The organism is Serratia sp. M24T3 (assembly GCF_000257645.1).
Classification (GTDB): Bacteria; Pseudomonadota; Gammaproteobacteria; order Enterobacterales; family Enterobacteriaceae; genus Rouxiella.
The window spans coordinates 39,681-54,097 of the sequence record NZ_AJHJ01000016.1; the positions used below are offsets into that span (position 1 = coordinate 39,681).

Sequence of the window (14,417 nt, forward strand, 5' to 3'; positions counted from 1 at the left end):
TTGAGGGTTGAGCATTCGGCGCTAAATAGGGTTAAGGCTGCCCGTCTACGCTGGGCTGTTAAGAAAATGATTCGAATAACTGGCGGCGTAGCTCGTTTGCATCTTTGATGTGGTAATTCAGACGAACATGCTCCGCAAGTGAAGCCTGATAATCCTCAAGCCTGTTCTTGTCCTTAATGAGAGACTTCATTTTCCTTGAGAAATCATGATTTCCTTCAGCGTATAAGACATGATCGCAATCGACCTCATTAAAGTAAGGTCTAACTTTCGAGGCAATGAATGCTAAGCCCTTCGCGCCCGCTTCCAGCATCTTCAGGTTTGATTTGCAACGGTTAAAGGCGCTATCAACCAGCGGTGCCAGGGATGCCTGGTGGCCGTCATAAAGCTGCATGTAATCGGCAAGCTTCATGGCTGGCTTAATTTGCTGCCCCTTCAAGTTTCCGAGTATTTTTTTCCACTCTGGATCATCAAAACGAACACCGGCGATCGTAACCTCAGGCAAATGCGGTAGTAGTTTTAAATCCTCACAATGGGATGCACCACCGGCCCAGATATATGTGGTTTCAGACTCTTTATCAGGTGAAGTCGTGAATTGGCCTTCGTCGTAAGGCAAAGCGTTAGGGATAACCACAACATTGCGATTGACTTGCCTTACCTGCGCAGCCAAATGAGGGGTTGTCACAATTACAGCGTCTGCTTCTTTCAGGCATAGTGGGATAACTTCGTTAATACCGGCCTTTCTAAAACGGTCATACAGGTAATGTCCTTCGTCGAGCAGCCAGTGATCATCAATGTCGATGACAATCCGATACCCCGCACGTTTCTTTTGCATCAGTTCTGCAAACCCGCCAGTGGGCATCCTGTTACACCAAAGCACAGGCACCTTAGGTTTCGGCAGGTAGGTTTGCTCCATGTACTGGTAGGGCATAACAACACGGTGATAATCGCACGCGGTCGACGGACGCAGATCGGCAAACAGGTTCGAATTACTATTATTCTGGGAAACCAACATAAATAGGGCCCCCTTCTCTCACCAGGTCTTCCATTAATTTATTTCCTGCTTCCATTCCAGCTTTCTTAACTGCGCTTGAGACAACAGAGTTTCGAAATCCTGAAAACATGTCTTCGACGTGGATCCCCGCTACTACGGATAACGGGACTTCCCAACCACTGGATTTACCGCACAGCCCAGCACAATGTGCGCGGTACGCGTAGGTAACGTCTTCGGGGCCATACTTTCCGTACCGTTCATCAAAGTAACCCACCTCTTCAACACATTTGCGGGTGAGCATGGAGAACTGAACGGTTACGCCAGTACAGAACATCACCCCGTCAACGTAGCCATAAGGGGGCGAGTCAAAAACATGCGGCCAGCCAATGAAATCAAGCTCGCGATGTCGAGCAGCAGAGATTGCCAACTCAGCCCAATCCTCTCGGCGTGGGATCACATCGTCATCCATTAAAAAAATATAATCACAGCCTTTTTCGTAGAGCGATTTCAGAACACGATTTCGAGCGTATGCCGGACCGTTTCTTTTTGTATCAGTGAAGACTTCCAACAACGCGCCGTCGGGCATTACATAGTCAGGGAGTTTTCTATCCCCAGTAGTGATTACACCAACACCGATTTGCATAAGCTTCCTACAGAAGGATTGATGAGTTCAGACAAAAAAAAGCCACGCGAGAGCGCAGCCTGAAATGGGGCCAGAATAAGCGTCTGGGAGCGCATTTCCCTATCTGATATTGTTAAATTGCTCAGAAATAACCATACAAATACGGAGGAATTAATGACTGAAAATACAAATTCATCGGATGGAGGTAAGCCTCAACCAACACCACCACCCAAACCAGCTCCAGCTCCTACTCCGACTCGCGAAAGAAATCCTCGAACTGGTTGGACTGTAGTCGGTGATTCTGCTGAAGGCCTCAGAAGAAAAAGTAAGTAAGCGCTGAAATAATAAGTGCGCAAACAGGAGTAAGGATTGTAGCGATCCTTACTCTCTCAAGTCCCTTCCCTATTCTGGAATTTTCATTCTTGCTCAATTCCGCAATTTCGTTCAAATCGACAAGCCGATAGCGTCTCAAAATATTCAATGTCGAAGGCGCTCCGGTGTAACCTTTAGACTTGAAGTTACTATGATCGGCCTCATCGAACTCTTTATAACCTGCATGATACAAAGCATAAGGCGTAGATGAAGCCAGAGCTCTTCGCCTGACTGACAACACATAAATAACCAGATAAACCGCACATAAAGCCCAATAAACGGTGAACACTGCTATTCCTGCGGCAAGAAAACCGGGATAACGATTTTGTGTAAGTAGCAGAAAAGATGAGCCAATACCCACGATCAATATACTGAGTAGCCTTTGCCCGTTCTCTTTATTCAACGAGTTAGACTGATGGATTTCTCGGATGCAGTCTTCACCCTGCTTCTCCAGAAAATTGAGCATGTCATCATCAATATCTAGGAAGTGCTCATCATGTGGTTTTTTCATAGCTAAAACCTTATAGGCGTTTAATGATGGGATTTTATCTCAATGCAACTAACGGTCGAATTCTTATCATCAAAACGGCGCTAAATTTGGGCAATAAAAAAGGCCGCCAAGCTGGCAGCCCTTAAATGAGAAAAGCCCCTGCATTTCTGCAAGGGCCTGTTGTAGTGCCGGGTGCCTCCCGGTGAACCTTTGGCCAACTAACCGTGGTTCGCTCTTAGGCATCTTTAATAGCCTTCAGTTGATTTGCCCCACCGCATAGGGGGATTCACTGCAACGTGTTTGAAAATATCACTAAATTTCAAAATGGAAAAGCCCCGACCGGTTAAGATCAGGGCTTTCTATGTTTTACCGCTCTAACAAGTGCAGTAACCCACTGTTAATGGCAATTTACCCCAACTTTCGGAAAAAGTAAATAACTCACGATACTTTTGTGAGCTATTTCATTCACCACTATTTAGTAACGCGATTTAAGGCTTGCTCTGCCCATGACTCCTCTTTCTCCAAATGAGTTATTAGCGTGTCATAGAATGGCTTTATCGTCTTATCCCATGTGGCAGCTGATATGGTATCGGTGAAGGCGCATATAGCTCTGAATGCGTCAACTGCAGGGACGCGTTCATACCCTCGGCCACGACAACGCTTGCAGTCTTTCATTACGGGAAATCCCTGCTTTTCTGTTTCACCCTGATCCAAAGAAACAGTCCGCCCCCGGCAGTCACGACACGCTACTGATACCTCCCCTTTCCCATTACAGTGAATGCATAATTCACCAACATCTTCGCTCACTACTCTCGCCGGAGTCTTTTCACCACAGCCAGGATGTTTGACTACACGCCTGTTGCGATAGATTAGCTTATGACCCCGGCATTTTTGACACAGCTCTTTCCCTGAAGCGCTTCTGCAATAATCCTTGAAGGCAAATTTTGCGAGCACTTGCACTACTTTCACTTTAATCTTTGTGTCTAGCTTGCGTAAGGCTGGAACCTTGTCGCAATGCTTCATACCATGCTGTACCAGTAGTTGAATTGCTCTCTTTGAATCTTCAGGGCTAAGGCCTAACTTCCCCAAGAAGGCCTTAAATCCTAACTCTGCTTGTGACTGACATAACCCGAAAGCCCCCAACACGTCAGTACCAGTCATTGTGTCTCCAGTACAACGCGATGAGTCCGTGAACGACTGAGTTTTACAGAAGAAATACTTTGTCGCCGATTCAAGATTCATTTCTTTCTCCGCCTAGGCTGGGTATCCCAAGACTGCCAGTGAGTTGGCTGAGGCTCCGGGGTGATGGGCTTGAAAAGGGACAGGATTACTTCAAAAATGCTCATTACAGCCTCCTCAGATATTCATTTTTCAAGTGGCCATTGAGCGCTTTAATCACCTTATACTTTTTGTAAAAACGGTGGGCGCGCACCAATTTCCTATACTCATTGATTCTTTGTTGGTGGAGTGCAAACCTCCAAGGCATCCAGATGAATAGAACTACCAACCAAGGCGTTAGCGATAGCCATGCGCTTGCTGTCATGCTGCTTCTCCGAGTTGTCGTTTGCGTAATTTTTCGTAATGGCGGGCCCGGCGCGTAAAGATTGCTTTCACACGTTGCAGGTATTCGATAGTGAAATTGCGAGGGGTATTGTCTGACTCGATACTTTCAACCCTTTGCAGGCCGATACGTTCGATTAGTCTGATGCGGTATTCTACGGCGTTGCCGCTAAGCTGGCGGTTGCAGCGGGTGCAAGCTGAATGGACGTTAAATACATTGAATTTAAGGTGGGATGCCGCGCCGCGTGAGCGGTAATGACTCGCGTCTACTGCACTGCCGGTGAGGTAATTACTGGAGCCGCTTAGAACGCCTCCACAGCTAACACAGGTTTTGTTTAAATCACGCATTCTGATATAGCGATTAAACGCCGCCTGCGCCTCTCTCTGCCACTCTGGTAAACCCTTTAGTGCTTCCCTTCTTTTTCTCAAATCGTCGCGCTGTTGCCTCTCCTGCTTTCGATTTTCACGCGCTGCAAGTTCTTCGTCTCGGCGGCGGTTAAATTCGATTGCGCATTTGTAATTGCTGCAGACTCTTTGAGTGGTAGACCAAGGCAAGTATTCAGATTCACAGATGGGGCAGGTTTTCGGCTTAGGCGGCTTTGTGCCCTTAGCCATTGTCACCACCTTTGATTTTTACAATGGTCAACTGGCCGCCAAATACTGCGCCGGTGTCGATGTAATTCAAATTGGCCGCTTTAGCTGGGCGCTGGATTGGCGTGTGACCAAAATAGAATGCCTTGGCACCTTCAATTCCCGTTTGCGGGCCATCTGAAAGCGCGTTGAATCTTTCCCGGCTCCAAACAGCATCAGATTCGCTAATTGGCTTACCAAAAAGGTAATGATCGGATGGGTAGTCCGCATGGCAAATAACAGTGCTCTCGCCAGCAATATTTACCTCAATCACCAGTGGTGAATTTTTGGCTCTCTCAATGAGTCTTGTTGCTAGCAGGCGCTGTTCTTCATCGAGCGTCCAATACCAACTCCCGCCATTGCCAAACCACAATCTGCCGTCGTCTTTCCCTGAGATTGTATCGATGGCCATTTGCTCATGATTCCCGCGTACAGCCACAAACCATTTTTCGTTTTGCAGATCCAGACACTCGACATTCTGAGGTCCACGGTCGATTAAGTCGCCAACGGAAATAAGCAGATCTTCATGCCGGTTGAACGCCAATTCTTCGAGCTGCGTAATTAGGCGCTGATAGCAGCCATGCAGATCGCCAACAACGAATACATTCCGGTATTGGTCGCCATTAATGCGCTGGTAAACGCCGTTTCTTTCACTCATCGTCTCTGCTCCTCTCTACGTCATATCCACACATGGCCCACCAATCCGTACAGTCACTGCACGCATAAACCTCATCGTCGCTTAGCGGGATACCGCAGCCTTGGCATTTGCCACATAGACAAGGGTCATCCGGAGGGCTGGTTTTTTTACAATCGCTACACCAAATCCCCGGCATGTAATCGTGCATGCTCAAATTGCTCTCCAGATAGCGCTCTGCCATTGACTGCTTGGCCTTGGCTCATATTTCTCAGTTTCCACGTACACGGATACGCACCAGGTTTTGTAGTCTGGGTTAAGTGATTTCTTAATGGGGGTATTGCGGGATTGGTAATGCCGGGTGAGGTTTTCAACTTCTTCTAAATTGCATTCAGGATACTGAAACCAGTCTTTTTTCATTCAACCCCCAGTGGCATATGACGGGGCATGCTTTCGTTCACCATAATCAGACCTCAACCAGTTTTATCCCTCGCGGAGATTTTGGCTTAATTTTAACAGCGCCCTTTCCTTCCATGCGTGCGAGATGCTTTTGAACGTTATTTGGAGCACATCCAATATCACGAGATATTTCGGCACGGGTCGGCGGGAATCCGTTTTCGTCTCGGAACACACGGATAAAATTGAGAATCCGTTGCTGAATTTCGCTTAACTCTCTCATGCAGCCGCCTGTTTATTTTTGTTGGCCTCGCCCCAGCGCTGCGCCCACTCAATGCGTAGGCGGGACTCTTCGCTAAACCTCACGCCCTGCTCAGTGCCGAACCAGTAAATAGCCTCAATAACTTCGACCATAGGACCGACACGCATCTTGCTGGTACGTACACCAAACATGACCACGCCGCCGCCGATACCAGGTGCTGTTCTTTGTTCCTGCTTCTTTGACTTCGCAACAAGAGCCGTGATCATGTCCTTCCAATCGTCCTCATCGTATTTCTCGCCATACCATACGACTTGCACAGCAAGGTCATGCAGCAGAGGCCACATTTTCTTATTCTGTGAGAGAGTGCGCTTGGGTGGTGATAATTCAACTTCGAATGGTTTTGAGGGGTCTAGCGGAAGCTGTTTGATCTGGTCGATTAAGGTTTGGCGTATCTGGGAGTTTCTTAGATAATAATTTTTTTTATCCATTCTTCCTTCTCAGGGAAGCTTTCAGCATCCGGTCTTGTTCAATAAGCTTCCCTATTAATGCTAATATAAAGTCGTTTTTTTGATCTGTAGGGCAGATTTCGAACCTTTGAAAAAGGATAAATTCTGGTCTATCAGAATCGGTCAAAATTTTTTGAATATCATTTAATAAATAGGATGTATTCATGGGAATCCTCACATTAGACATAACATGCCCCCACTGTTTAAGAGATAACGCAGTTTTAACAGCATTTGGCGAAACTTTGAAAAATGATGGCGTTTTCAGCGTTGGATTTATATGTCGGAGTTGTGCTGAACCGACTGTTGCTAACATTCAGACTAGGAATGGCCAATCTCCTCTAAACAACACTCAAAATTATGGAGATATATCTGTTCCTGGTAGTGCAATTCTCAGACTTCAAGAGTATTACCCTAAGCACAATGTACCTGCTGCTCCTGACAAAACCCCTATACGGGCTGGCAGATTTTTCATCGAAGCCAAAGATAATGTTCAGCGAGGCAACAATGAAACCTCAGTCATGCTTTGTCGCAAAGTTATAGACATAGCTACACGTGTAATCCTTGGTGAGGAATCAAAAAAAGAGCAGTTATCACAGCGTATCGCAATGTTATTTGGAAAAGGTTTGATAACTGAGCAAATGAAAGACTGGGCACATATTGTCCGTATTGACTCAAATGGTGCAGTTCATTCAGACGAAGAGTTTTCCAAGGATGAAGCTGATGAAATGATCGGTTTCACAGAGGTATTCCTGATTTATTCCTTTACACTGCCAGCGATGGTGGAAGCTAAAAAACTCACCCATAAAGCTGAATAATTAATGTCAAATCTTCACTGAATACATGATCCAGATCGGATGTTATATCTAGAAGTAGTAAAACGATCTGGATCAATTTTCTCAAACTTTTGACCCAACTTAAAAAAATCAACTAAATCATTGTATTAAAAGTCTTTATTAATTAAACCTTCAGCCAGCTGGCAAGAGTCTTCAACCGTATGTAGTGGGACTCAGCAATTAAATCTACTAAATATCCCTCTTAAGGTAGCGACGGTCTGATGAAGATGACTGGGGACTTTCTTTACAGATTTTCGCAGCTATCGCCTGATCAGTCCGCATAAAGTGACCATTTTTGAAAAGCTGATAAACGGTACCCAGTGATCCAAAACGGTTTTTGGTAACGATGATTTCAGCGTATGGCGCCGCAGGACTTTCAGGCTCATACACGCCTTCGCGATAAAGCATGTAAATTCCGTCAGCGTCCTGCTCGATACTTCCACCATCGCGCAGATCGGAGTTAACCGGCCAGTGTTTATCTAATCGCGACTTTGGCACTGTAAGACTAATTCCCATATCACCAGCTTTCTTGATCAAAGCATTAAGCGGCTTGTTTAGCGCTCTGGCTATCACAGGTGCCGGAACCTTGCCGCCTAGGCGAGTCTCATTTTGCATCACTCACCTCCTCGCCATGAATTACTGTCACTACGATTGTTGGTGTTTTCTGCGTAACGCTTGGCAGCTTCGGCCTGCTCGATATTGACGAAGTGTCCCCTGCTCCAGCCCATGTAAAAGGTTTTTGGCTGTCCAGAGCGATACTTTCCAATGATGATTTCAGCGATCCCCTTCATATCACTGTTTTCGTTATAAACCTCATCGCGGTAAGGAAAAATTATTACGTCCGCATCCTGCTCAATAGCCCCTGACTCTCTTAGATCCCCCATCGTAGGGCGCTTTTCAGAGCGGGACTCGACACCGCGATTAAGCTGAGAAAGTAGAATCACAGGGACTTTATTCCTCAAACAGAACTGTTTAAGTTTTCGTGTGATTTCTGCAATGGCCAAATCAGAACGCTCAGCCTTTGGCTTGGGGATAAGTTGCAGGTAGTCGATAGCTAGGAAACTAAGCCCATCGTCATCCATGTTCATGCGTTCAGCATGTGCAATGATTTCTTCAACCGTGAATGATCCATCGATTACGTAATTATTTTCATCCAACAGGGTTCCAGTTGCCGTCGTCAAGCGCGTGTAATGCTCCTGGCTCATATCCAATGGGTTGCGTAGCGTTCTAATTGAAAGCCCTGCACGGTCAGCAACGTGACGTTCCACCACTTGCATATCTGACATTTCCATAGAAATAATCAGACCTTTTCCACGCTGCCGACCTATAGAATTGGCAATATTTATAGTCAACTCTGTCTTACCCATGCCTGGTCTGCCAGCAATGATTATCAGGTCTGTCCTATCAAATCCTCCGTACTCTTCGTCCACTGGGAGTATCCCAGTTTTTAGATACAAACCTGACTCTGAACCCTGCATGCGCTTTTCAAGTACCTGCATGTAGTCATCAAGCATGTCCCCTATACGGCGCGGAAGTTTGTCGTTGGTTTCAAACTGAAGCTTAGAGAGCATGCCGGTGACTTGCGCTAGGCGTTCATTAAGGTCGTGGCTTGACGACCCTCTCAGTAATTCTACCGCCCGTAGCAGGCTCTCTTCTCCCTGGCGAAGCATCCAGCACTGGCGCACTTTCTTTGCCCATGCCTTGATGTTCGCAGCGGAGACACAGCGAGCTGAAATATCCAGAACGAAGTTTTTCGTCTCCGGCTCAACGCCATCCTGAACAGTGAATATATCTACTGGCTCAGCCTTGATGAGCAAGGCGCGGATCACCTTGTACATGCTACGCAGATGGAAATTTAGAAAGGCTTCATCAGGAAGCTTACCGATGATGTCGCGGCAGTCGATATGGTCTCCCTTAAGCATCATGGAGCCGATCAGTTGCTCCTCAAAATCATAACTTTCCATGCTAATCCTCCTGGCTAATGATTGGGTCAATGATGCGTTGGGTCAGTGCCGTGCTGATCCCGTATTTTTTTCCAGCTGGGTTATCTCCCAACGCGTAGGGGGAAGGCGTATATCCAAATTCGATATAGCCGTTGATGAACGTATCGATGTCTACGGGATTCCGCTTAGTTTGCTTGCAGTGCCGTAAGTGTGATTCATACAGGCGCTTAATGCCTTTCTCGGTGGAAATGCTGATACTGGTGATGCGTGGAAGTCCATGCTTCTTAGCTTTGCAGTTCCAAGTATCTTGGAAGCGCTCACGGTCGAATGTGAATTTGGATGCTGCCTGTTTTTTGGGTTTAGTTTCTTCCTGCTCGACAAAACCCCCCTCTGGGGATTTAGGGGGATCTTTTAATTCTTGTTTAAATACATTCTTGTTCTGTTTGACCTGATTAGTTACCAGCTTTGTTACCTGACCTGCCTCGGAAGCCGCGCTACCACTGGGTTTGTTTGTTACCTCGTTAGTTACTTTGTTTGTTACCTCAAAATCAGCCTGATAATCGGCATAATTTAGGATGGTAATCAGCGTTCCATGGCGGCTTCCTGAGTAGCTAATCATCTTCTCTTTTACGAAAAAATCCAGCATGCCACGAACCTGTTTTGCCGTCTTCTCTTCCCCTTTTGAGTCGAGCAACTTACGGCACATGATGCTAATTTTGGTTACCATCTGCCCGCGAGATAAATCCCATTTCACTCCGTCAAAGATAATACTACGCGGCTTGTGAGTGGCACCGCCAATCAGGTGAACCCATAGGGCTAACTTCGCGTAATCTCTTGCCCAATCCGTGGTAAGAGCACTCCTGAATAGAGCGAAATGCCCTAACTTCTGGTTCTCCATCCGTGAACTCCTGAGAGCGGCTTGCTCTCCGAAATCTGCATAGGCTACGTTACTCATCTGGTCGCCCCTTAGGCTTGAAACTGCGGAATATCTCCGCAAATCGTTTGCCGGCAGCGGGGTTGTCCATGCATGTCATAACGAATTCATCTGGAAGCGCAGCCCTCTGCTGTGTTCTTTCATTGGGCTGGCGTGTTTTTCTTTTTTGATGCATAATTACTCCTGTGTATTTGCTCAGTTAAAGCAGCATTATGGTTTGTTCTTAAGCCCCATCTGTTCCCGCGGTTGGGGCTTTTCTTTTAAAACAGCGAAAGTGTGCCGACCGTTTTTCTGGCTCGGGTTTTCTTCGCTGGCTTCTCGTCTTTCGTGGCGTTAGTTTCTGCCCACACTCTTGCTCGATATAAGCAGTCATCAAACATCGCTCCCTTCTTGCTTGAGTTTTCTGCTCTTTTGCATATATAATTACCCTTGTGATTAGCCTGTACTGATTGCATTCAATACGCTGTAATGATTTGAAAAACCAAGGTCTCCTCAGAAACCCATGGTGATTTGTGAAGCCTCTACCGTTCCAGCGGTCGGGGCTTTTTTATTGCCTACCGCCTTAAACGCTTCCTGAATTACCCTACCAAGCGGACTAACCTCTGCCGCCATTCGAGCGATACAGAACACTGTGGCGATATCCCGCCAGTTCATTCGGCTTACCTTCGATTCATGCCAGCCTGCTAAATCTGCGAACTTACGCCCAGTTACCTGAGAGATGGTGAGAAGGAGATCGGTTTCTGCACGATCAATTTCTCGCTGAGTCGGCTTGCTGTAGTTTGCGTGTTCCATGCGTAATACTTCCGTTGTTGGTTAGTTGTGTGTTTGCGTGATCAGCCCGTGGGGATGACCACAGTGGATTTATTCTTCGGGTGCACTTTTCAGTGCTCGATTGGTGAGCGGGGGTGCTTAGGCTGCTGTTGCGCGTACCTTCGCGAAAACTAGGTTTTCTTTGGTTACCGGATCGATAGCGGAAAATTCTTTAGTTGCAGCTTCAATCTGCTTTGCCTTTCCCGGTGAGGCGCGACGAAATCCATATGCGATTTGGTCGAGGTAACCAACTGAGGTATTTGCGAGGATGGCGAGCTTTAACCATTCATCAGAGCTAGCTTCCTTTCTCCATCGGAGCAAATCGTTGTTCATGGTCTTGTCCTCTTGGTTATTTCAAAGGCAAGTTTATCTTTATGATAAATTTACTGCAACCGATATTTATCAATTTGCATATTTATCGCATTGCTAAATAGTGTAAAAATTGGCAAATGGAAACTAAAGACATCAGGCGAGCGAATCTTGCAGCCTTATTAAAAGATCACCTCGACAAACACTCAGAATCCACTAGGGCTGAGTTTGCTGTTTTATGCGGTTTGCTTCCGGCTCAGTTAAGCCAGTTGACCGGGGAGAAATCTTTTAGAAATATTGGCGGGAATCTAGCGAGAAAGATTGAAGCTTCACTTAAACTTCCTAACGGATGGCTTGATACGCTTCAAAGCGGAACCTCAGAAAATACATCTAATGTTTCTTACGTTGGAGTAAAGGAAAGTAAAGGGCAGTACCCACTCATTAGCTGGGTAAGCGCTGGTTGCTGGCTGGAGGCGGTAGAGCCTTACCGGAAGGATGAGATTGATATATGGCCTGAAACTACCGTTGACGCTAGCGAAAACTCGTTCTGGTTGCGCGTTAAAGGGGACTCTATGACCGCACCTGCTGGCTTCACGGTGCCAGAAGGGATGATTATCCTTGTTGACCCTGATCGGGAGGCAATCAGTGGAAAATTGGTTGTTGCTAAGCTTGAGAGCGATAACGAAGCCACATTTAAGCAGTACATGGTTGATGCGGGTAGAAAGTATTTAAAAGCCCTTAACCCACACCACCCGCCTACTATTATCAACGGTAATTGCAAAATCATTGGCGTAGTTGTCGATATCAAGTGGGAGCAGATCCCTTAAGGCTCAGTGGCCTGAAGAGACGTTCCTCTAACAGAAGGATTTGCACAAAATGAAATTTAGATTCCTACCTCCAGTCATCGTACTTCTTGGTGCGGCAGGCTTCATGATCTGGTTCTTTGCGAGTGGTGGGGCTGCTCACGGTGGGTGATAACTAATCCTAGATAAGGTTATATGACTATGAAAAGAACTTTGATAATTGGCTATATGTCGTTTATTTCAATGGCTTTAATTGTTGCCCTTATCGAGGGTGCTAGGTCATAAGTTTCAAAATAAACAGTAGCAATCAAGAGTGGAGAGGCTCTGGTTGATAGGAGCTGTGTCACAGGGATGTGGTTTGAGGAGACGTTTGATTAGTACATTAAGGAGAAGGTATGGCATTTAACGACTTAGAATTTCACGCGATTAAAAAAGAAGTGGAAGTGTTCGTTGAAAGCATTCGGCCTCCTGTACACATCAGGGATGGACTGGATATCGTCTTCACTATTGATGACCAGTCAATCGAAATAGGTGAAAAACGCCCTGTCTGGAGAGGCGAGCCGGGCGAGTTTTCTGTTCTCGCATCGGTAAAAATAACCTACGTTCGCACGGGGAGTGAATGGAAACTCTACTGGATGCGTGCGAGTGAGAGGTGGGAGCTTTATCAGACAGTCGATACGCTTACCGAAGCGCTTGAGATAGTCCGCGCTGATACTCATTGCTGCTTCTTTGGGTGAGGCCTGAAGAGACGTTTGGGTGATTTTACAGTATTAATATATTTCTGTTAAGGGATTAAAATGACTACTTTTGCTATTTCAACATCAGATAAAAATGACAAATTAAACAGTAAGTTAATATCTCTTTATGGTACACAGAACTTTCTTTTAGTTGACGATTTTTTGCGTATTGTCATTTCAGATAAAGATGTAACATCCGAAGATGTTTTTAAAAAGCTTAATCATCAAGGTGATGTTGATGGGAAACTTGTTATATTCGCAGTGAACTCCTACTTCGGATTTCATAACAAAACTACCTGGGAGTGGCTTAAGGCTCGGGGGGTATAAAGATGCGTGGCAATGATAGAGATGCTATAGTTACCCCAACAAGTGATAGTGCATCAACTGGGGGTGGTTCTACAGAACACGCCCTTCAGCAATGGATTATTCAGACTATCAATAGCCTCAAGGATGATTTTGCGACATCTAATGCGAGGAGTGAAACTATGCATGGCAATATTACTGATCACACTATTTCGCTTGGTCGCATGGCTTCGTCTCTTGAGAGGATAGAAGAACTTCTTAAAAACCAGACAGCTAAAGTTGAAAAGCTAGATATATCTGTCAAAGATGTTGATGCTACTATTAAAAAATATAAATATATTATTTTAGGGTTCACAATTGCTCTTAGTGTTGTAGGGACCATAATTACTTACTTTTTTGGATCCACCTTGTCTACGATAGCTCATGCTGTGATGGCCCTGCATTGAATTAACAATAAACACAGTTTCTTAGCCATTTTTTTTCTCTTACCTATTGAATGCCTATAACAACACTAGTCCGTACTATGCTGTTCGCCGGGACCTTACCCGGCTTTTTTGTGGACGCACCTTACCTCAAGTTTTGTATGCACAGCAATTACCCAAAACGATCCAATACCCTGATAAATACACAGTGTGAATTTTTTGTAAAATGTAATATTATGCTGTTATCAAAGGCTTCCAATCGAAGTCTACCATTGAATACTTATAATAAAACTGTGTGTAGCATTCCTTTTGACGCCGGGTTCACCGGCTTTTTTTTTGCCCAAACTTTGACCATAAGCAAAATTATTGTTAATCTGCTAAAGCAAGACCAGTGATGTGGTTGAGCATTATCCCTCCAATTGGTTTCTTATTTTCTGATACCTTATAATCCGATACTTCCGGCCATTGCGCCGGTTTTTTTTGCCCTTCATACCCCCTTCCTCACATGCTCAGCTGCATCCTGCAAAACGCCTACTCCTCCAAAATCCGTACTGCCAACTCCATACACTGAAGCTGCTCCTCATCCCACTTCTCTATGCCCTTTGCTAACTCAGTCCTGAGCACGTCGGCTATCGCCACCCTCTTCGTCTCATAACGTTCCGAAGTTAGTACAAAGACAGCATCCCCCACTATCCGACACATTTCTTGGTATCGGCGCTCTGCCTCTGCTTCGTAGTCCATAGCCAACCCTCAAGATAGATTGAATTTCATACAACATTACCTCCATGCACCTGCTTTTGGCTAGGTGCGATGAGTCACGTCTGAAGGAGAGTGAAAATAAATTATCAATTTAATCAAAA

The 14,417-nt window shown here is 45.7% G+C and carries 19 protein-coding genes and 1 pseudogene; 5 read left to right on the forward strand and 15 right to left on the reverse strand.

Annotation, left to right across the window (positions count from 1 at the left end):
- Positions 1–58 precede the first annotated feature (58 nt).
- The 8 genes from SPM24T3_RS13775 to SPM24T3_RS13815 all read right to left on the reverse strand — a co-directional run bounded on the left by SPM24T3_RS13775 (position 59) and on the right by SPM24T3_RS13815 (position 6,445).
- A complete protein-coding gene (locus SPM24T3_RS13775; RefSeq protein WP_009637383.1) occupies positions 59–1,012 on the reverse strand; it encodes a glycosyltransferase family 1 protein in 954 nt (317 codons plus the stop codon).
- Positions 993–1,634 carry a glycosyltransferase family 2 protein gene (locus SPM24T3_RS13780; RefSeq protein ID WP_009637384.1) on the reverse strand — a complete coding sequence of 214 codons (642 nt, stop codon included), beginning with the start codon at positions 1,632–1,634 and terminating at the stop codon, positions 993–995. The genes SPM24T3_RS13775 and SPM24T3_RS13780 overlap by 20 nt, the downstream gene beginning before the upstream one ends.
- A gap of 292 nt (positions 1,635–1,926) precedes the next feature.
- Complete coding sequence (locus SPM24T3_RS13785) at positions 1,927–2,496, reverse strand: hypothetical protein (protein ID WP_009637385.1); 570 nt, start codon at positions 2,494–2,496, stop codon at positions 1,927–1,929.
- 450 nt (positions 2,497–2,946) lie between these two features.
- Entirely contained in the window at positions 2,947–3,717 is a 771-nt protein-coding gene (locus SPM24T3_RS13790; RefSeq protein WP_009637386.1) for an antitermination protein, read from the reverse strand.
- Between the two features lie 297 nt (positions 3,718–4,014).
- Positions 4,015–4,650, reverse strand: coding sequence for a recombination protein NinG (locus SPM24T3_RS13800; protein ID WP_009637388.1), 636 nt, complete (start codon positions 4,648–4,650; stop codon positions 4,015–4,017).
- On the reverse strand, positions 4,643–5,323 hold the full coding sequence (locus SPM24T3_RS13805) for a metallophosphoesterase (RefSeq protein WP_009637389.1): 681 nt from the start codon (positions 5,321–5,323) through the stop codon (positions 4,643–4,645). Before SPM24T3_RS13805 ends, SPM24T3_RS13800 begins: the two co-directional genes overlap by 8 nt.
- A gap of 442 nt (positions 5,324–5,765) precedes the next feature.
- Positions 5,766–5,978, reverse strand: coding sequence for a LexA repressor (locus tag SPM24T3_RS13810; RefSeq protein WP_009637390.1), 213 nt, complete (start codon positions 5,976–5,978; stop codon positions 5,766–5,768).
- Positions 5,975–6,445 carry a recombination protein NinB gene (locus SPM24T3_RS13815; RefSeq protein WP_009637391.1) on the reverse strand — a complete coding sequence of 157 codons (471 nt, stop codon included), beginning with the start codon at positions 6,443–6,445 and terminating at the stop codon, positions 5,975–5,977. The genes SPM24T3_RS13810 and SPM24T3_RS13815 overlap by 4 nt, the downstream gene beginning before the upstream one ends.
- Before the next feature lie 182 nt (positions 6,446–6,627).
- On the opposite strand from SPM24T3_RS13815, the gene SPM24T3_RS13825 reads away from it, so the two are divergent.
- Positions 6,628–7,278, forward strand: coding sequence for a DUF4145 domain-containing protein (locus SPM24T3_RS13825; protein WP_009637393.1), 651 nt, complete (start codon positions 6,628–6,630; stop codon positions 7,276–7,278).
- A gap of 207 nt (positions 7,279–7,485) precedes the next feature.
- Here SPM24T3_RS13825 and SPM24T3_RS13830 read toward each other — a convergent pair.
- From SPM24T3_RS13830 to SPM24T3_RS13855, 6 genes and pseudogenes are all read right to left on the reverse strand, one after another.
- A pseudogene (locus SPM24T3_RS13830) lies at positions 7,486–7,764 on the reverse strand (DnaB-like helicase C-terminal domain-containing protein); the annotation flags it as partial.
- A gap of 146 nt (positions 7,765–7,910) precedes the next feature.
- On the reverse strand, positions 7,911–9,260 hold the full coding sequence (locus tag SPM24T3_RS13835) for a replicative DNA helicase (protein WP_009637395.1): 1,350 nt from the start codon (positions 9,258–9,260) through the stop codon (positions 7,911–7,913).
- Position 9,261: 1 nt separating this feature from the next.
- Positions 9,262–10,194: a hypothetical protein gene (locus SPM24T3_RS13840; protein ID WP_009637396.1), complete on the reverse strand. Its 933-nt coding sequence runs from the start codon at positions 10,192–10,194 to the stop codon at positions 9,262–9,264.
- A complete protein-coding gene (locus SPM24T3_RS25485) occupies positions 10,187–10,348 on the reverse strand; it encodes a hypothetical protein (protein ID WP_157135304.1) in 162 nt (53 codons plus the stop codon). The genes SPM24T3_RS13840 and SPM24T3_RS25485 overlap by 8 nt, the downstream gene beginning before the upstream one ends.
- A gap of 317 nt (positions 10,349–10,665) precedes the next feature.
- On the reverse strand, positions 10,666–10,965 hold the full coding sequence (locus tag SPM24T3_RS13850; protein WP_009637397.1) for a CII family transcriptional regulator: 300 nt from the start codon (positions 10,963–10,965) through the stop codon (positions 10,666–10,668).
- A 117-nt stretch (positions 10,966–11,082) separates the two neighbouring features.
- The gene (locus SPM24T3_RS13855) at positions 11,083–11,316 is read right to left on the reverse strand and encodes a hypothetical protein (RefSeq protein ID WP_009637398.1); all 234 of its coding nucleotides are present in this window, start codon (positions 11,314–11,316) and stop codon (positions 11,083–11,085) included.
- Between the two features lie 116 nt (positions 11,317–11,432).
- On the opposite strand from SPM24T3_RS13855, the gene SPM24T3_RS13860 reads away from it, so the two are divergent.
- The 4 genes from SPM24T3_RS13860 (at position 11,433) to SPM24T3_RS13875 (ending at position 13,581) form a co-directional block, all read left to right on the forward strand.
- On the forward strand, positions 11,433–12,119 hold the full coding sequence (locus SPM24T3_RS13860; RefSeq protein WP_009637399.1) for a LexA family transcriptional regulator: 687 nt from the start codon (positions 11,433–11,435) through the stop codon (positions 12,117–12,119).
- A 371-nt stretch (positions 12,120–12,490) separates the two neighbouring features.
- A complete protein-coding gene (locus tag SPM24T3_RS13865) occupies positions 12,491–12,832 on the forward strand; it encodes a DUF3024 domain-containing protein (protein ID WP_009637400.1) in 342 nt (113 codons plus the stop codon).
- Between the two features lie 60 nt (positions 12,833–12,892).
- Positions 12,893–13,159 (forward strand): hypothetical protein, encoded by a 267-nt coding sequence (locus SPM24T3_RS13870; protein WP_009637401.1) that lies wholly within the window; start codon positions 12,893–12,895, stop codon positions 13,157–13,159.
- Between the two features lie 2 nt (positions 13,160–13,161).
- Positions 13,162–13,581, forward strand: a complete 420-nt coding sequence (locus SPM24T3_RS13875) for a hypothetical protein (protein ID WP_009637402.1) — start codon at positions 13,162–13,164, stop codon at positions 13,579–13,581.
- Between the two features lie 507 nt (positions 13,582–14,088).
- On the opposite strand, the gene fumD is transcribed toward SPM24T3_RS13875, so the two are convergent.
- Complete coding sequence (gene fumD / locus SPM24T3_RS13880) at positions 14,089–14,298, reverse strand: fumarate hydratase FumD (RefSeq protein ID WP_009637404.1); 210 nt, start codon at positions 14,296–14,298, stop codon at positions 14,089–14,091.
- Positions 14,299–14,417: the final 119 nt, after the last annotated feature.